A 16,759-nucleotide genomic window follows, 5' to 3' on the forward strand; every position below is an offset into this window, starting at 1 on the left:
TATATGAGAAGTTTTATTTTTAATAATAACTTTAAAATAAAAAATATTTTAATAATTATAAATTAAAGCAAAGCTTTAATTAAAAATTAAAACTATAATTTATTCTAAAATATTTATGAAACTTCTTTTAAGATTTTAAGCCCTTCTAAAAAAGGAAATGAAAGTATAACTAATTAAGCTTAAAGGGGGTTTAAAGTGTTTTATTTATATTTTTATGAAAATTTAAAGTATAATGTATAAAAAAATTAAATTAGCCATTTTATTTGCCAAAATAATTATAATTTTTAACCAAATTTATAAAATTAAATCTTAAATAATTTACAAAAAAAATATTATAATTACAAAAAATTATTAAATTTACAAAATATAGGAGATTTTTTAATGAAAAAAATATTTATTGCTTTTTGTATTATTTTAATGAGTTTATTTTTTGCAGCTTGTCAAAAAAATAAAAACGACAATCAAACAGAATCAAACGCAACTCTTAGTTTAAAAGTAGGAACAGATCCTAATTACAAGCCTTTTAACTACAAAGAAAATTCAATTCTTACTGGCTTTGATACAGATTTAGTAGATGCTATAGGAAAAAAAGAAAATATAAAAATTACTTGGATTCAAACTAGTTTTGATGGTTTAATTCCTGCTTTAAAAGCTGGAAAAATTGATATGGTTGCTTCTGCTATGAGCGCAACTGATGAAAGAAGAAAAAGTGTTGATTTTACACAACCTTACTTTAAAAGTAAAAATCTTTATATTAAATTAAAAACTAATGATGAAATTAACTCCAAAAATGATTTAGAAGGTAAAAAAATAGGTGTACAACTTGGAACATTACAAGAAAATGCCGCAAAAAAAATCAAAAATGCAGAAATTCGAGCTAATAAAGATTTAAATATTGCTATTTTGGCTTTAAAAAACAGTAAAATTGATGCTATTATTATAGATCAAGATGCAGCAAAAGGTTTTCTTGCTGAAAATCCGGAACTTGTAAGTTTTTATCAAGAAAATGATGATAGCGAAGGCTTTAGTTTTGCTTTTGATAAAGATAAACAAAAAGAGGCATTAGCACGATTTAACAAAGGCATCGATGAATTAAAAACTGATGGGACTTATGATAAACTTTTAAAAAAATATGATTTATAATGAAATATCAAAAAAATACAAACATTGTGTTTTAAGGAATTATTATGCTTTATATCTATACTAAAACAGAAAATGCCTTAGTGCAAAGAATTTGCTTTAATTTAGATGAAAATGTACAAAAACTACCCGAAAATATCTTATGGATAGATTTGCTTCAGCCAAGTATAGCTGAAATCACTTTTATCGCTAATAAATTTGATCTTGAATTTCCAACTAAAGAGGAAAGTCAAGAAATAGAACTTAGTGCAAAATATTGGGAAGATAATGCAACAATTACCATTAATGCACATTTTTTAATCAGAGATTATAAGCATAATGAAAATAAAGTTAGCCCTAGAAATCTTAGCACAGAAGTAGTAACTTTTACTACAGCTAAAAATATTTTATTTACGATAAGATATAGCGAATTTAATACCTTTGAAGAAATCCAAGCTAGAATACTTGCGAGTCCTAAAAATTTTGAGGATGGATATGATATCATTGATAAAATGTTTGAAGTGCGTGTAGAAAAAGATGCGGATCTATTAGAATGGATAGATAAAGAGGCAAGAGGCTTAAGAGTAAGTGTCTTAGAAAAAAAAGATGAATATAGTTACGATTCAATGCTAAAAGATATCTCTAGCTTACAAGAGTCAAATATGTGTGTCAGAGATTCTCTTTTCGATAAAAGAAGAGCAATGACTTCTTTATTAAAAAGCGATAAAATAGATAAAGATATCAAGCAAAATTTAACTATAGTTCTTAAAGACTTAAATTCTTTAGTTGAATTTAGCGTTTCCCAGCTTAATATTTTAGATAATATACAAACAATTTTAGCAAGTCAAGTTAATATAGAACAAAATAAAATTATCAAACTTTTCACAGTTGCAACAGTTGCCATGATGCCACCAACACTTATTGGAACAATCTATGGGATGAATTTTAAATTTATGCCAGAACTTGATCTGCATTATGCCTATCCTATTGTGCTTTTTATCATGATTATTTCTATTATACTACCCGTAATTATCTTTAAAAAAAAGGGTTGGCTTTAAAATTTAAGTTAAGGAGAATATTATTATGGATACAATAAAAATTGGAATTTTAACCCTAAGTGATCGTGCTAGTAGCGGGATATATGAAGATAAAGCAACAAGCGAAGTTGAAAAAATACTCACATCTTTTATAAAAAATAAAATTGATTATTTTAAAGAACTTATTCCAGATGATTATGATTTAATCATACAAAAATTACTTTATTTAAGCGATGAAAAAAAATGTGATTTAATTATAACAAGTGGTGGAACAGGACCTGCATTGCGAGATGTAACCCCAGAAGCAACTGAAGCTGTATGTGATAAAATGATGCCTGGTTTTGGAGAATTAATGCGTTTAGAAAGTTTAAAATATGTCCCTACTGCAATACTATCAAGACAAACTGCAGGAATTCGTAATAAAACTCTTATAGTAAATCTTCCAGGAAATCCTAAAGCTATAATGGAATGCTTAAAACCTATATTTCCAGCAATCCCATATTGCATAGATTTAATCGGAGGATCATATATAGAAAACAATGATGAAATAATTAAAATTTTTCGCCCCAAGAAATGTTAAATAATTATTGATTGGCCTTAATAAGTTTACTAAGTTGTCTAGCTAGTAAATTTACACTGGCTTCATCTTTACTTATTTTTTGAATTTTACGGGTAAAATCAAAAAGCCTATCATCTAAAATAACATCATTAAATGAAATTTTATTTTTTAAATTTTGTTTTTGGGGTGCTTTTTTATTAAACATTTTTCATCCTAAAAATATTAAAATTTTAACAATAATTTTAATATATTGTACCAATAATTTCTTTAAAATGATTAACTTTATTTCATGATTTTAAGTTAGAATTTAAAACAAAAATATTTTTATTTTCAAGGAAAAATATGATTTTAATTGCAATTTTATTTCTTTATACAGCTATATTATCTTTTATTTCTTATCAGCAAATTTGTTTTTTAAAGCAAGAAAAGCAGAAAAAAGCAGAGATTTTAGATGAAAATGATTATAAAAAAGCAGCTAATATTGCTATAGAAAATGAAAAATTTAAATTTTTTTCCAATTTATATTCATTTTTTATCAATACCATTTGGCTTAGTTTTGGTTTTTATTTTCTTAAAAATTTTATTATTCAAGAAAATTCTCGTTTTGAAAACACTTTATTCTTATTAATATTTTTAATTATAACAAGTATTGCAAATTTGCCAGTTAGTTTTTATGAACATTTTGTAAAAGATAAAGCTCACGGATTTTCAAATATGACTTTAAAAATTTTCATCCAAGATAATATAAAAAGCATACTCTTAACCATAATATTTGGTTTTTTAATCATCTACGCTTTGCTTTTTTGTTATGATTTTTTTAAATCATTATGGTGGATTGCTGCGTTTATATTTTCATTTTTTGTTATTTTGCTTATAAATATCATTTATCCTACTCTCATAGCTCCCATATTTAATAAAATTCAAAAATTAGAAGATGAAAATTTACAAAATAAAATTTCTTCCTTAATGCAAAAATGTGGTTTTAATGCAAATGGAATTTATGTTATGGATGCAAGCAAAAGAGACAAACGTTTAAATGCTTATTTTGGAGGACTTTTTAAAAATAAAAGAGTTGTGCTTTTTGATACCCTATTAAAAGCGCTTAATGAAAGGGAACTTTTAGCTGTTTTAGGCCATGAACTTGGACACTTTGTTCACAAAGATATTATAAAAAATCTATTTAGCAGTGCTTTTATGATGCTTTTGCTTTTCTTCATTTTTGCGCATTTACCAAAAATTTTATACACACAAACACATCTAGACAATATTAGTGCTGGAGTTTTTGCACTTTTGTTAATTTTTGGTAATGTATTTAGTTTTATTATTTCACCTTTGATTAATTTTTTAAGTAGAAAAAATGAATTTGCAGCTGATTTACATGGAGCCAAAGTCACCAATAAAGAAGATATGAAGAATGCTTTAATGGCTTTAGCAAGAGAGAATAAAGCTTTTATTAAAACAAGTAAAATTTATAGTTTTTTTTATCTTAGTCATCCAAGTATTTATGATAGAATTAAGGCTCTTTCTTGACAATAAAAGAAGCCCTAAATCAAGCAAAATCTAAACTAAAAGGCTATGAAAATGAAGCTACTTTTATACTTTGTGAATATTTAAATAAAGATAAAACGTGGCTTTTTTTAAATCAGGATTTAAATTTTGATCCAAAAATATATTTTCAACTTATTGATCGATTTAACAAGGGAGAACCATTTGAATATATTTTTGAAAAAGTAAATTTTTGGGGATTAGATTTTAAAATAAATAAAGGTGTATTAATACCTAGATATGACACAGAAATATTATTGAATCAAATTTTAAATTTGTGCAAAACTCATCAATTTAAAAATATTTTAGAAATAGGATTTGGTAGTGGAATTTTAAGTATTATATTAGCCAAAGAGCTCAAAATCAATCTTACTGCTTGCGATATTAATCCCAAAGCACTAGAACTTGCTAAAAAAAATGCAAAAATTCATGGAGTAGAAAAACAAATCGATTTTAAACTTTGCGATTTTTCAACTTTAAAAGATAATTATGACTTTATTTTTTCAAATCCCCCCTATATTAAAAATTCCTATCCTATAGATATTTGGGTTCAAAGCGAACCTAAAGAAGCCTTATTTGGCGGAGAAAAAGGTTATGAAATTTTAGAGAAAATAATTCAGTTTGCTTACTCAAAAAAAGTAAAATTTATAGCTTGTGAATTTGGCTATGATCAAAAAAAAGTTTTAAATAAAATTTTAAAAAAATATCATTTTTCAAATTTATTTTTTAAAGACGAAGCTGGACATGATCGAGTTTTTGTTGCAAAATTTACTCAAAGCTAAAATTATTATGCTAAGATAATCAAAAATTAAAACAAAAAGTGGAGAAAATGAAAGCTGTTAATTTATTTTTACTTGCTGCTATGATAGGCATAGAGCTTATACTTGGGGTGATTGTCGCACCTATTATTTTTTATCCTAAAAATTTTCTTGGAGATGGAATTTTAAATCATTACCAAAGTGGAATTTTAATGACGCAAATTTTCATAAAAATGGGATATTTGCTACTTATTGTTTCAAGTATAAATATTTTATTTGAAGTTTTTTCCTATTTTAAAGAAAAATTTAATTTTAAAATTAAATTTTCAAAATTAATTTTAAGTTTAATTATTTTAATTTTAAGTTTAATTTTTGTATTTTATTTTACTGAACAAATTATTTCGATGCAAAAATTAGGTGAACAAGCAACTATTGGCAATAAATTTTCTAGTATACATAGCGCAAGCGAAATTACTTTAAAAATAATTCTAATATCTCAAGTATTTTTATATTTTTTAAGTTTTAAAATAGACAAAAAATGATATAATCAAAAAATTTTAAATAAACAAGGAGGCACGCTATGATGATTTCCGATGCAACTATGATGCAACAAAATTATTATTTAAATAATGCTCAAAAAGCTAGCGATAAAGCCCTAGAAAATATTGCTGCTGTTCGTGCAATTAGTGGAATTGATAGTGCAAATTTAGCTATTGCTGATTCTTTAAGATCTCAATCTAGCACAATAGATCAAGGAATCGCAAATGCTTATGATGCTATCGGTGTATTGCAAATTGCTGATGCTAGTTTAACAAATATTTCTCAAAGTGCTGATAGACTAAACGAGCTTTCAGTTAAAATGAATAATGCTGCTTTGAATGATTCTCAAAAGAATATGCTAAGAACAGAAGCTACAAGAATTCAAGATTCTATTAATGATTCTTTTAATAATGCGACTTATAATGGTAAAAATGTATTTCAAACTATGAACTTTGTAGTAGGAAATGGTACTGAAACTACTAATCTAAATTCGCTTTCTACAGCAGGTCTTAGTATAGATAATCAAGATAGTATTACTAATTTTATGGATCAACTTGGCAGTCTTAGAAGCGAAATTGGTTCTGGTATCAACGCAATTACTTCAAATATTAATTCTAGTGTTCAAAATAGCATAAATACAAAAGCGGCTGAAAATAATCTTTTAAATAATGATATGGCTAAAAATATTAATGATTTTAACACTAACTATTTAAAAGAAAATGCGGCAGCTTTTGTAGCAGCTCAATCTAATATGCAATTACAAAGTAAAATTGCAAACTTATTGCAATAATTTTTAAAGCCTTTTTTTTGTAAGGCTTTAAACAAAATATATCTTATGATATTAGAACAAATTTTAGAAAAAACAAAAAATATTCATTTAGTTGCCGCAAGTAAATATACAGATTCTAATACAATTAAAAAATTTTTTAACCTTGGAATTGTAGATTTCGGAGAAAACCAAGTTCAAGCCTTGTCGCAAAAAAAACAAGAGCTTGATAAAGAAAATTTAAATATTAAATGGCACTTTATAGGAAATTTACAAAGTAACAAAATTAATCTTTTAATTAAACAAAAACCTATTCTTTGGCAATCCTGTAATGGTTTAAAAATCGCTCAAGCTGTAAATCAAAGACTTGATTATAGACTTGATACTTTACTTGAAATCAACAGTGCTAAAGAAAAAAATAAAAATGGAATTGACTTAAATAGAGCAATAGAAGAATATTTACAAATTCAAGAAGAGTGCCCAAATTTAAATCTTTGCGGTGTTATGAGTATAGGCGCTAATGAAAAAGATCAAAATCAAATAATAAAAAGCTTTGAAATTACATTTAAAATTTATGAAAAATTACAAAAATATGGTGCAAAAATTTGTTCTATGGGGATGAGTAATGATTTTGAGCTCGCAATCAAATGCGGCTCAAATATGGTTAGATTAGGAAGTATTTTATTTAAAAATTAAAATCATCCAGCATATTTTTCAATAATCTTTTGACTTATATTTTCAGAAATAATAAAATCAGTATGATAAAGCAAACAAGAACCAGCACTAATAATTTTTAAAACAAGTTTTCGATTCCCTTTTTCATTTGGATTGTGTGCATTTCTTGCTATATCATGAATTTCATAAATTAATTCACGATTTAATTTAGAAATATCAAGTTCAATAATATTTTTTTCAAATTCTTTAGGTTCTTCGGTAAAATCTTTATTTTCTTTAATTATTTTTTTAGTCGAAAATTTCTTAATTGCCTTAAAATCTCCCTCTTTAAGTTCCTCTATCTTTTTAATTGATCTTAAAGCGAAACTATCAACCTTACCTTCATCAGATTTATAACTCAATAAAAATCCATAAGCCCTGTTTTTTAATTCCTCATCTTTTAAAATATTGTCCAATTCTTCTATATTAGATTCAAAAACAGTTACATCGAAGGCGGAATAAAAATCTAAAATTTCAAGCCTACCATAACGTTTATTATTTTTACTCATCATGGTTTTAAAACCTTCTATCTTTCCGATACTCAATATTTCTCCACTACCCTTAAGCGATGAAAAATCTATACTTTTTACATAATCTAAATCCTTGAACTCTTCATAAAAACGATCTAAAGGATGTCCTGAAACATAAATTCCTAGAATTTCTTTTTCAAAATCAAGTTTTTCCATGATTTCAAATTCATCATTTTTAACAATGAAATTCGCTTGTAAACCACTAGAAAGCTCTTCTTCTCCAAAAAGTGAGCTTGCTGCATTTTTTCTTACTTCAGCCATTTTCCTTGAACCTTCTGAAAGGTTTTCTAAATTATCAAATAAACATTTACGTGTATAGCCAAATTCATCAAAAGCACCGGCTTTAATGAGACTTTCTAATGCTCTTTTATTAATTTTCGAAGGTTCTATCTTACCTAAAAAATCATTAATATCTTTAAATTCTCCACTTTCTCTAGCTTCAATTAAATTCTCAACTGCCGGAATTCCTACACTTTTAATCGCTCCTAAACCATAAACAATCGCATCTTTTCCATCTTCTTGTTCTATAGCGCTAAATTCACGTATAGCCTTATTAATAGAAGGTGGTAAAAGTTTAATATTCATTTTTTTCATCTCATCTATATAAACAGCAATTTTAGTAACATTATTTTCTTCACTTGTTAAAAGCGCAGCCATAAATTCACTAGGATAATAAGTTTTCAAATAAGCAGTTTGAAATGTAATGAGAGCATAAGCTGCAGAATGCGACTTATTAAAACCGTATCCAGCAAATTTTAAAATAAGTTCCCAAAGATCTTCGGCTTCTTTTCTATTATATCCTTGTTTTTCAGCTCCATCTGCAAATTCGTCTTTTAATTTTTTCATTTTTTCAGGATCTTTTTTACCCATAGCACGGCGTACAACATCTGCTCCACCTAGAGAAAATCCACCGATAATTTGGACTATTTGCATAACTTGTTCTTGATAAACTATAACCCCATAAGTTGGTTCTAGAACTTCTTTTAAAACATCAAAAGGATATTTTATATCTTTTAAACCGTGTTTTCTATCAATAAAATCATCAAGCATTCCAGATTCCATAGGTCCTGGACGATACAGAGCCAGCACCGCAATTAAATCCTCAAATCTTTCTGGCTTAAGTCTTGCATTTAAGCTCTGCATGCCATCTGATTCTATTTGAAAAATTCCCAAAGTATTTCCACTTTGTATGGTTTTATAAACCTTTGGATCATTTACATCAATACTCTCCCAAATTATCTCTTTATTATAACGCTTTTTTATAAGATTGATAGCATTATTAATAACAGTTAAAGTTTTAAGACCCAAAAAATCAAATTTAATCAAATCAACATCTTCCAAATGATCCTTAGAATACTGTGTTACTAAATGTCTTTCATCATTTTTGCTTTGCCTAAAAAGAGGAGTTTTTTTCCATAAACTTTCATTAGAAATAACAACGCCTGCTGCATGCATTCCTGCGTTTCTATTAAGCCCTTCTAAAGCTTTTGCATATTCCCAAACTTCATGTCCCTTAGGGTGTCTATCAATAAATTCTTTGATTTTTGGCTCTTTTTCATAAGCACTATCTAAAGTAATTTTAAGCTCTTCAGGGATAAGTTTAGCAAGCTCATCAGCATCAGGAATACTCATATCACATACTCTAGCAACATCTCTAATTACTCCGCGTGCCAACAACTTACCAAAAGTTATAACTTGTGCAACTTTATCAGAACCATATTTATCAATTACATAATCAATAACTTCACCGCGTCTATCTTGACAAAAATCAACGTCAATATCTGGCATAGAAACACGCTCTGGGTTTAAAAAACGCTCAAAAAGTAAACTATAAGGCAAAGGATCTAAATCTGTGATTTTTAAACAATAAGCCACTAAACTCCCAGCAGCAGAACCTCTCCCTGGTCCCACTGGAATACCTTTGCTTTTAGCAACAGCTATAAAATCATGAACAATAAGCATATAGCCTGAAAATTTCATATTTTTAATGATTTCAATCTCTCTTTGCAATCTCTCTTTGTAATCTTTGTGTCTATCTTGATCTATAAATTTTAATCTTTCTTCTAAACCTTTATTGCAAAGATATTCAAAAACAATATCATCATTATCAAAACTAAATTCTTTCTTTTCATCTTTTAATTGCAAGTTGTGTTCTTTGGCATATTCTCTAGTAAATTTAAAATTAGGTGGAGTTGGATTTCCTAAATTTAATTCCAAATTGCACTTTTGTGCTACTTCTTGTGTATTTTCTATTGCTTCTGGGATATCTAAAAAAAGTTCTGCCATTTGCTGAGGGGTTTTTACATAAAATTCATGCACGCTATGACGCATACGATCAGGATCATTTAATTTCTTTCCCATTGCTATGCACATAAAAACTTCATGCGCTGCGGCTCTTTCTTTAAAAGTATAATGTGTATCATTTGTAGCTATAATTTTTATATTTAATTCTTTAGATAATCTTATAATATCATCATCGATACATCTTTGATCATAAATACCATGTCTCATAATTTCTAAATAAAAATCGTCTTTAAAAACATCTTTATACCACAGTGCTGCTTCTTTAGCGCTATCATATCCTTTTGCACCAAAACGAGCATTTCTTTGACTTTGGATATTTAAATGCCAATTAATCTCGCCTTGTAAACAAGCTGATGAACAAATAAGTCCTTCGCTATGTTTTTCTAAGATTTTTTTATTAATACGTGGATAATAATAAAGCCCATGAATATAACTTTGAGAACTTAAGTACATTAAATTTTGATAACCTATTTCATTTTTAGCATACAAACAAAGATGAAAACGCTGCCTAGAGCTTTTATCGCTTATATCATCATGATTATGCAAATACGCTTCTAAGCCTATAATCGGTTTAATACCTCTTGATTTCATCGTTTGATAAAAATCAATAGCTCCAAACATATTGCCATGATCTGTCATGGCAACGCTTGTAACTCCTTGTTCTTTTAAGGTATCTGCTAATTCTTTTAATTTATTAGCGCCATCAAGTAAAGAATATTCGGTATGCAAATGAAGATGGGTAAATTGACTCATTAATTATCCTTAAAATACACTAAATATATTTTTTATTATAGTTCTTTATCCCTGAATTTTTAAGAATTTATTCTCCTAGATTATTTAAAAAATATATTATAATTATAAAAAATCTAAATAAAAGGAGATTAAAGTGCGAGTAAAAATTATTTATTGTAATCTTTGAAACTATCGTCCTCAAGCTGCACGTGTTGCAGAAGAATTAAAAAATAATTTTAAAAATATCCATATTGAATTTGAAATTGGTAACAAGGGCGATTTTATTGTAGAGGTTGATTCAAAAATAATCTTTTCAAAAATGGATCTTATAAATTGTGAAAATGAAAGATTTCCATATGAAAAAGAAATATCAGATTTGATCAACAAAATGTAAAAAATATTAGAATCTTTAAAATAGTTTTTATTTTAAAGATTCATATTCTTTTCCGATATAAATTTTACCTTGAAATTCTATTACTGGGCGTTTAATACAACTTGGGTTATTTAATATCACTTGTTTTAACTCATCTTTGCTTAAATAAGTAAGCTTTTCCTTATTTAATCCAATCTTCTTAGCAGTGATACCTGCTGTATTTACAAAATCAATAATATTTCTTTGCCCTATCCAAAAATCAAAAGTTTTTTCATCAAGTTTTTTAATATCAAAAAATTCAAATTCGATTTTTTCATTTTTAAGAAATTCTTGAGATTTTTTAACATTATTACAATTTTTTATCCCATAAAAATTTAACACTTCTTGTTCCTTTTTAATAAATCTGCGATTAAAAATGCGAGCTCTAAAGCTTGATCAGCATTTAATCTTGGATCACATTGGGTTTCATAACGCTTATTTAATTTTTGCTGAGTAATATTCGAAGCACCACCTATACATTCTGTAACATTTTGTCCTGTCATCTCAAGATGAACTCCTCCTGGATAAATTCCTTCGCTATGAGCAATTTCAAAAAAATATTTAAGTTCTTGAATAATTTTATCAAATTCTCTAGTTTTATAATTTCCTATTTTTGTAGTATTACCATGCATAGGATCAATACTATAGATTAAATTAATTCCTTCTCTTTTAAGTTTAGTAAATATCTTAGGTAAATTTTGGACTATTTTTTCAGCACCCATTCTAATGATAATATTTAACCTACCCTCTTCATTTTTTGGATTTAAAGAATGAGCTAAAGCACAAATATCTTCGGCATTAGCATTGGGTCCTATTTTTACCCCTAAAGGATTTTTTATTCCGCTTAAAAAATGAACATGCGCTTCATTAATAGATCTTGTTCTTTCTCCCAACCATAACATATGAGCAGAACAATCATAAATTTCTCCACTTAAACTATCTATTCTTGTTAAAGATTCCTCATAAGGCAAAAGCAAAGCTTCATGAGAAGTATAAATATTAACTTCTTTAAGCGTAGATGTATCTTGTATATTAATACCACAAGCTTCTATAAAATTTAAAGCTTCAGAAATTTTTTCACTCATATGTGCATATTTTTCATATAATTTATTTTTTTTTAAAAAACCTAAATTCCAGCGATGAACTTCACGTAAATCAGCTAAACCACCCTTAGCAAATCCACGTAACAAATTTAAAGTTGTAGCACTTTGATAATAAGCCTCTAACATTCTCTTAGGATCAGGAATTCTTGATTCTTTATCAAATTTAAAATCATTGATAATATCCCCTCGATAACTAGGAAGTCTTATTCCATTTAATTCTTCAAAATCACTACTTCTAGGTTTTGCAAATTGTCCCGCTATACGTCCAATCTTAACAATAGGGCATCTGCCAGCAAAAGTCAAAACTATAGCCATTTGAAGTAAAATTTTAAACATATCGCGTATATTAATAGCACCAAAATTTTTAAAACTTTCAGCACAATCTCCACCTTGAAGCAAAAAAGCTTCGCCTCGTGAAACTTTAATTAAGTCATTTTGAAGAGCTTTAACTTCACCTGCAAATACTAAAGGTGGTAATTTTTGAAGTTTAGATAAAACTTTATCCAAATCTTGTCGATTTGGATAAATAGGTTGCTGTTTTGCAGGATATTTTCTCCAAGAGTTAATATTCCATTTCATAATAAATTTTTAATTCTCAACTTCCTCTATAAGTAGAATATCCAAACGGTGAAAGAGTTATTGGAATATGATAATGTTTTTGATCTTTAGAAAGCTCAAAACTAACCTCTATAAAGGGATAAAATGTATCAATTTTATGAGACATATAATAATCTTTAGTGTAGAATTTAAGCTTATAAATTCCATTTACTCTATTTTCTGGTTCATTGTAGGGTAAAAAATCACCTATTCTTCCATCATCTTTTGTAAATTCTTCACCTATTTTTTTCCATTTTTGATTTTTTTCCATTTTATAAAGTTCTACTTTAACTTTAGGTGCTGGTTTTCCAGAAACAATATCCAAAATATGAGTACTGAGCTGATACTGTGCAGCACTTAAAAGCAATGGAGTGCTAATAACCAAAAATGCAATAATTTTTTTAACCGAAAACATTTTTTCTCCTTAATAAATAATTTTAATATATTTTGATTATAATAAAATATTATTAACAAATATAACCAAATAATAAAAATTATTTAAAAAGATATTTTTTAGATAAGTAGTATTAAATATTTACAACGACAATATCGTTGTAAATATTATTTTTTAAGTTCTTTAATGCGAGCTGCTTTCCCACGTCTATCTCTAAGATAAAATAATCTTGCACGACGAACACGGCCTTTTCTTAGCACAGTAATACTCTCTAAGCTTTCACTATAAATTGGGAAAATTCTTTCAACGCCTACATTATTAGCACCAATTTTACGAACAATAAAAGTTTCACTTACTCCATTGCCTCTTCTAGCGATACAAACACCTTCAAAATTTTGAATTCTTGTTTTATCGCCTTCTTTAATACGAATTGCAAGCTTTAAAGTATCTCCAGCACGAAATTCTGGAACATTTTTACCCTCAATTTGCTTAGCTTCAAATTGTTCTATGTATTTGTTTTTCATAAAAATCCCTCATTTTTTGCGTTTATGCTCCAAAAATAAATCCGGACGAAAAAATTTAGTTTTGCAAAACGCTAAAGTAGTTTTTAAACTTGCAATTTTAGCGTGATTACCCTTTAAAAACTCTGAAGGGGTATAAAAACTTTGACCTTTTCTTTCAAAAATAAAAGGTTTTGAAAATGAAGGAGCTTCAAGTAAATTATTTTCAAAACTTTCTTCTTCAAGACTGGAAGTATTTCCCAAAACTCCCTCTACATTTCTTAAAATCGCATCGCAAAGAGTCAAAGCTGGCAATTCTCCGCCAGTTAAAATAAAGTCTCCTATGCTAAAAACTTCATTAGCAAATATTTCTATAACTCTCTCATCTATACCTTCATATCTCCCACAAACCAATACAATATTTTTCTTTTTACTTAAACGTTTTGCATCTTTTTGGTTAAATAATTTTGCACTTGGGGTTAAAAAAATAAAATAAGGTTCATATTCTTCATTATTTTTAATAAAATATAAAGCGTTATAGAGTGGATCAACTTGCATTAAAAGTCCAGCTCCTCCACCAATTTTATAATCATCTACCTTATGATAAGAATTTTCACTAAAATCTCTAGGATTAACAAATGAAAGTTTAAAAAGATTTTTTTTTCTTGCTTTTGCTAAAATAGAATCTTGAAAATAAAATTCAATTAAATTGGGAAATAAAGATACAAAAGTAAATTTCATGAATTTTCTAAAATTAAAAAAGCATCTTGAGTGCAAAAAATATTTTTTTTATCTACATCAATTTTACTAATAAATTTATCAAGATAAGGTATAAAAAATATTTTAGGATAATTTTTGACTAATAATTTTTTATTTGTCTCTACTTCAAATAAAAACGAATTTCCAACTTCTAATATATTAATTACTTGGCCCAAATTTTGTTCTTGAAATAAAATTTGACATCCTAAAATATCAAAGTAAAAGAATTCATCTTTATTTAATTTACAGGTTTTTCGAGTTGTTTCAATACTTTGATACAAAATAGCATTCACAAGCTCTTGAGCTTGTTCGATGCTTTCATATCCCTCAAATAAAATTGAAGAATTAGCATGATTGTATGATTTTATAATTAATTTTTTATGACCTCTATTAATAAAAAAGGAGGAATCTTTTTTAAACTGTTTTGAAAAATCACTAAAATTATGAAGTCTCAAAAAACCTTTCAGACCAACAGTTTTTCCGAGTTTAGCAACTTGAATAAAATCTTCTTCACTCAAGAGCTTTTACCGTTACACGATAATTTGTTGCATCTTTGCTTTTAAAAGCAGATACAACAGTTTTAATTGCATTAATCATTTTACCATTTTTACCGATAAGCTTACCCGTATCTGTCTTATCAACATAAAGTATAATTTCAAAAAAATTTTCACCAAGTTCTACCTTTTCAGTTAAAATCCTATTAGGATAATCTGCTATTAACTTAGTGTATTCTTTTAAAAATTTCTCTACCATAATTATTTGTTAGTAATTGAAGCAACTTTATCACTTAATTTAGCACCTACGCTTTTCCAATAAGCTAAACGCTCTGCATCAAATTTAATAACTTCAGGCTCAACCATAGGATTATAATAACCAATGCTTTCAATCCAACCGCCATCACGACGTTTTCTACTATCTGTTACCACGATACGATAAAAAGGTCTTTTTGTTCTTCCCATTCTTGTAAGTCTAATTACTGTCATTATTACTCCTTAAAATAAAAATTTTATTTATAAATATAAACTAAATACTCATAAATAAAATTTTTAAAATTGTCTTCTAGCTTGATTCATCATTTGCATCAAATTTTCCATCCCTTTTTTTCCTGAAAATTTTTTAGCTAACTTAGCTGCATTCGCAAATTGTTTTAAAAATCGATTTACTTCCATTTGAGATAAACCAGCACCTTCTGCTATGCGACGTTTTCTAGCATTATTAAGCAAATCTGGATTTTCCCTTTCTTTAGGAGTCATTGAGGAAATCATCGCTTTAATATGTAAAATTTCTTTAGAATTTTCAAGATCAATATCTTTTATAGCTGAAGACACGTTGGAAAGTCCAGGAATCATACCAATAAGAGATTTCATACTTCCAAGTTTTTTCATACTCTCCATTTGATTTAAAAAATCATTAAAATTAAATTCGCCTTTTTTAATTTTTTGATTAAGCTTTTTCGCTTCTTTCTCGTCGATTATAGTTGCAGTTTTTTCAGCTAAAGTTGCTAAATCACCTTCGCCCATAATTCTGCTAACAATTCTATCAGGTATAAAAACTTCAAAATCTGCTATTTTCTCACCAATTCCTATAAATCTTAAAGGAATTTCAATTTGCCTAGCTATTCCTAAGGCAACACCTCCTTTAGTATCTGCATCAAATTTAGATAAAATAACACCACTAATACCCAAAGCTTGATTAAAACTAGCTGCTGTTTTAACTCCGTCTTGACCACTCATCGCATCTGCAACATAAAAAATTTCATCAGGATTTAAAATTTCTTTAATTTTCTTTAATTCATCCATTAAAATTTCATCAATAGCTAAACGCCCTGCAGTATCAACTAATAATACATCAACCATAGAATTTTTAGCTTTATCTAAAGCTTGTTTTGCTACCTCTATAGGATTTTTTTCATCTTCTAAATAAAAAAGATCAAGTTCATTTGCACTACATAATTGTTTAAGTTGCTCAACAGCTGCTAAACGCTGTAAATCACAAGCAGCAATTAAAATCTTTTTATTGCGAAGTTTTAAATAATTTGCAAGCTTAACCGTAGAAGTAGTTTTACCTCCACCTTGCAAACCTGCCATAAGAACAACTGTTGGAGGTTTCGAAGAAAATACAAAACCTTGGTTTTTATTGGCAACATTTAAAATATTTTCTAAATTTAATTTTATAGCATCTAAAAATTGTTTTTGTCCTATCCCATTTTTTTTAACATCATCTTCAACAAGTATTAATAATTCTTTGACAACTTTATGATGCACATCAGCTTTTAAAAGGGATTTCTTTAAGGTTTCTAAAGCATTCTTAAGCGCTTTTTCATCATCAACAAAACGTAATTTATTAATCGCTGATTTAAAAGATTCGCCAATTAATTCAAACACTTTATA

At 27.4% G+C, this 16,759-nt stretch carries 20 protein-coding genes; 9 read left to right on the forward strand and 11 right to left on the reverse strand.

The genetic code is table 11. The features are described from left to right. Nucleotides 1-381: 381 nt before the first annotated feature. The 3 genes from ACD570_RS05665 to mog are packed head-to-tail and all read left to right on the forward strand — an operon-like array spanning nucleotide 382 to nucleotide 2,736. Nucleotides 382-1,143, forward strand: coding sequence for a basic amino acid ABC transporter substrate-binding protein (locus ACD570_RS05665; RefSeq protein WP_337207735.1), 762 nt, complete (start codon nucleotides 382-384; stop codon nucleotides 1,141-1,143). 44 nt (nucleotides 1,144-1,187) lie between these two features. After that, complete coding sequence (gene corA / locus ACD570_RS05670; protein ID WP_200282355.1) at nucleotides 1,188-2,177, forward strand: magnesium/cobalt transporter CorA; 990 nt, start codon at nucleotides 1,188-1,190, stop codon at nucleotides 2,175-2,177. 25 nt (nucleotides 2,178-2,202) lie between these two features. Next, a complete protein-coding gene (gene mog, locus ACD570_RS05675) occupies nucleotides 2,203-2,736 on the forward strand; it encodes a molybdopterin adenylyltransferase (protein ID WP_200282352.1) in 534 nt (177 codons plus the stop codon). A gap of 4 nt (nucleotides 2,737-2,740) precedes the next feature. Here the strand turns inward: mog and ACD570_RS05680 are convergent, their stop codons facing one another. Next, the gene (locus ACD570_RS05680) at nucleotides 2,741-2,920 is read right to left on the reverse strand and encodes a molybdenum cofactor biosynthesis protein (protein ID WP_337207734.1); all 180 of its coding nucleotides are present in this window, start codon (nucleotides 2,918-2,920) and stop codon (nucleotides 2,741-2,743) included. A gap of 137 nt (nucleotides 2,921-3,057) precedes the next feature. Between ACD570_RS05680 and ACD570_RS05685 the strand changes: the two genes are divergently transcribed. Genes ACD570_RS05685 through ACD570_RS05705 form a run of 5 tightly spaced genes read left to right on the forward strand, consistent with a single transcriptional unit; the run spans nucleotide 3,058 to nucleotide 7,020 of the window. Beyond that, nucleotides 3,058-4,245, forward strand: coding sequence for a M48 family metallopeptidase (locus ACD570_RS05685; RefSeq protein ID WP_337197445.1), 1,188 nt, complete (start codon nucleotides 3,058-3,060; stop codon nucleotides 4,243-4,245). Then, nucleotides 4,242-5,042 carry a peptide chain release factor N(5)-glutamine methyltransferase gene (gene prmC / locus ACD570_RS05690; RefSeq protein WP_337198674.1) on the forward strand — a complete coding sequence of 267 codons (801 nt, stop codon included), beginning with the start codon at nucleotides 4,242-4,244 and terminating at the stop codon, nucleotides 5,040-5,042. Before ACD570_RS05685 ends, prmC begins: the two co-directional genes overlap by 4 nt. A gap of 47 nt (nucleotides 5,043-5,089) precedes the next feature. Further along, nucleotides 5,090-5,560 carry a DUF4149 domain-containing protein gene (locus ACD570_RS05695; protein ID WP_337198675.1) on the forward strand — a complete coding sequence of 157 codons (471 nt, stop codon included), beginning with the start codon at nucleotides 5,090-5,092 and terminating at the stop codon, nucleotides 5,558-5,560. A 38-nt stretch (nucleotides 5,561-5,598) separates the two neighbouring features. Beyond that, nucleotides 5,599-6,348: a flagellin C gene (flaC, locus tag ACD570_RS05700; RefSeq protein WP_337199315.1), complete on the forward strand. Its 750-nt coding sequence runs from the start codon at nucleotides 5,599-5,601 to the stop codon at nucleotides 6,346-6,348. A 45-nt stretch (nucleotides 6,349-6,393) separates the two neighbouring features. Further along, nucleotides 6,394-7,020: a YggS family pyridoxal phosphate-dependent enzyme gene (locus ACD570_RS05705; RefSeq protein WP_337206901.1), complete on the forward strand. Its 627-nt coding sequence runs from the start codon at nucleotides 6,394-6,396 to the stop codon at nucleotides 7,018-7,020. A gap of 2 nt (nucleotides 7,021-7,022) precedes the next feature. Here ACD570_RS05705 and dnaE read toward each other — a convergent pair whose 3' ends face one another. After that, the gene (gene dnaE, locus ACD570_RS05710) at nucleotides 7,023-10,625 is read right to left on the reverse strand and encodes a DNA polymerase III subunit alpha (RefSeq protein WP_337197437.1); all 3,603 of its coding nucleotides are present in this window, start codon (nucleotides 10,623-10,625) and stop codon (nucleotides 7,023-7,025) included. A gap of 133 nt (nucleotides 10,626-10,758) precedes the next feature. Between dnaE and ACD570_RS05715 the strand changes: the two genes are divergently transcribed. Beyond that, on the forward strand, nucleotides 10,759-10,998 hold the full coding sequence (locus ACD570_RS05715) for a SelT/SelW/SelH family (seleno)protein (RefSeq protein WP_255349559.1): 240 nt from the start codon (nucleotides 10,759-10,761) through the stop codon (nucleotides 10,996-10,998). Nucleotides 10,999-11,025: 27 nt separating this feature from the next. Here the strand turns inward: ACD570_RS05715 and ACD570_RS05720 are convergent, their stop codons facing one another. From ACD570_RS05720 to ffh, 9 genes are all read right to left on the reverse strand, one after another. Further along, nucleotides 11,026-11,358 carry an arsenate reductase family protein gene (locus ACD570_RS05720; protein ID WP_417904211.1) on the reverse strand — a complete coding sequence of 111 codons (333 nt, stop codon included), beginning with the start codon at nucleotides 11,356-11,358 and terminating at the stop codon, nucleotides 11,026-11,028. Further along, nucleotides 11,352-12,698: a class II 3-deoxy-7-phosphoheptulonate synthase gene (locus ACD570_RS05725; RefSeq protein WP_417904212.1), complete on the reverse strand. Its 1,347-nt coding sequence runs from the start codon at nucleotides 12,696-12,698 to the stop codon at nucleotides 11,352-11,354. Before ACD570_RS05725 ends, ACD570_RS05720 begins: the two co-directional genes overlap by 7 nt. A gap of 16 nt (nucleotides 12,699-12,714) precedes the next feature. Next, nucleotides 12,715-13,131 carry a hydroxyisourate hydrolase gene (gene uraH, locus ACD570_RS05730; protein WP_417904213.1) on the reverse strand — a complete coding sequence of 139 codons (417 nt, stop codon included), beginning with the start codon at nucleotides 13,129-13,131 and terminating at the stop codon, nucleotides 12,715-12,717. A 146-nt stretch (nucleotides 13,132-13,277) separates the two neighbouring features. Next, complete coding sequence (rplS, locus tag ACD570_RS05735) at nucleotides 13,278-13,634, reverse strand: 50S ribosomal protein L19 (protein WP_200282307.1); 357 nt, start codon at nucleotides 13,632-13,634, stop codon at nucleotides 13,278-13,280. A 9-nt stretch (nucleotides 13,635-13,643) separates the two neighbouring features. After that, nucleotides 13,644-14,351, reverse strand: coding sequence for a tRNA (guanosine(37)-N1)-methyltransferase TrmD (gene trmD / locus ACD570_RS05740; RefSeq protein WP_200282304.1), 708 nt, complete (start codon nucleotides 14,349-14,351; stop codon nucleotides 13,644-13,646). After that, complete coding sequence (gene rimM, locus ACD570_RS05745) at nucleotides 14,348-14,887, reverse strand: ribosome maturation factor RimM (protein ID WP_337204578.1); 540 nt, start codon at nucleotides 14,885-14,887, stop codon at nucleotides 14,348-14,350. Before rimM ends, trmD begins: the two co-directional genes overlap by 4 nt. Further along, nucleotides 14,880-15,122 (reverse strand): KH domain-containing protein, encoded by a 243-nt coding sequence (locus ACD570_RS05750; protein ID WP_200282298.1) that lies wholly within the window; start codon nucleotides 15,120-15,122, stop codon nucleotides 14,880-14,882. Before ACD570_RS05750 ends, rimM begins: the two co-directional genes overlap by 8 nt. A gap of 2 nt (nucleotides 15,123-15,124) precedes the next feature. Then, complete coding sequence (rpsP, locus tag ACD570_RS05755; protein ID WP_239820556.1) at nucleotides 15,125-15,352, reverse strand: 30S ribosomal protein S16; 228 nt, start codon at nucleotides 15,350-15,352, stop codon at nucleotides 15,125-15,127. A gap of 63 nt (nucleotides 15,353-15,415) precedes the next feature. Next, nucleotides 15,416-16,753 carry a signal recognition particle protein gene (ffh, locus tag ACD570_RS05760; protein ID WP_337200264.1) on the reverse strand — a complete coding sequence of 446 codons (1,338 nt, stop codon included), beginning with the start codon at nucleotides 16,751-16,753 and terminating at the stop codon, nucleotides 15,416-15,418. Nucleotides 16,754-16,759 lie beyond the last annotated feature (6 nt).

It is taken from the genome of Campylobacter sp. LH-2024, from assembly GCF_048270605.1.
Taxonomy (GTDB): Bacteria; Campylobacterota; Campylobacteria; order Campylobacterales; family Campylobacteraceae; genus Campylobacter_D; species Campylobacter_D molothri.

Excerpts from the sequence above, each read along its gene's own strand:
- ACD570_RS05665 (WP_337207735.1), top strand. The coding sequence starts at position 382 with ATGAAAAAAATATTTATTGCTTTTTGTATTATTTTAATGAGTTTATTT.
- corA (WP_200282355.1), top strand. The coding sequence starts at position 1,188 with ATGCTTTATATCTATACTAAAACAGAAAATGCCTTAGTGCAAAGAATT.
- mog (WP_200282352.1), top strand. The coding sequence starts at position 2,203 with ATGGATACAATAAAAATTGGAATTTTAACCCTAAGTGATCGTGCTAGT.
- ACD570_RS05680 (WP_337207734.1), bottom strand. The coding sequence starts at position 2,920 with ATGTTTAATAAAAAAGCACCCCAAAAACAAAATTTAAAAAATAAAATT.
- ACD570_RS05685 (WP_337197445.1), top strand. The coding sequence starts at position 3,058 with ATGATTTTAATTGCAATTTTATTTCTTTATACAGCTATATTATCTTTT.
- ACD570_RS05695 (WP_337198675.1), top strand. The coding sequence starts at position 5,090 with ATGAAAGCTGTTAATTTATTTTTACTTGCTGCTATGATAGGCATAGAG.
- flaC (WP_337199315.1), top strand. The coding sequence starts at position 5,599 with ATGATGATTTCCGATGCAACTATGATGCAACAAAATTATTATTTAAAT.
- ACD570_RS05705 (WP_337206901.1), top strand. The coding sequence starts at position 6,394 with ATGATATTAGAACAAATTTTAGAAAAAACAAAAAATATTCATTTAGTT.
- dnaE (WP_337197437.1), bottom strand. The coding sequence starts at position 10,625 with ATGAGTCAATTTACCCATCTTCATTTGCATACCGAATATTCTTTACTT.
- ACD570_RS05725 (WP_417904212.1), bottom strand. The coding sequence starts at position 12,698 with ATGAAATGGAATATTAACTCTTGGAGAAAATATCCTGCAAAACAGCAA.
- uraH (WP_417904213.1), bottom strand. The coding sequence starts at position 13,131 with ATGTTTTCGGTTAAAAAAATTATTGCATTTTTGGTTATTAGCACTCCA.
- rplS (WP_200282307.1), bottom strand. The coding sequence starts at position 13,634 with ATGAAAAACAAATACATAGAACAATTTGAAGCTAAGCAAATTGAGGGT.
- trmD (WP_200282304.1), bottom strand. The coding sequence starts at position 14,351 with ATGAAATTTACTTTTGTATCTTTATTTCCCAATTTAATTGAATTTTAT.
- ACD570_RS05750 (WP_200282298.1), bottom strand. The coding sequence starts at position 15,122 with ATGGTAGAGAAATTTTTAAAAGAATACACTAAGTTAATAGCAGATTAT.
- rpsP (WP_239820556.1), bottom strand. The coding sequence starts at position 15,352 with ATGACAGTAATTAGACTTACAAGAATGGGAAGAACAAAAAGACCTTTT.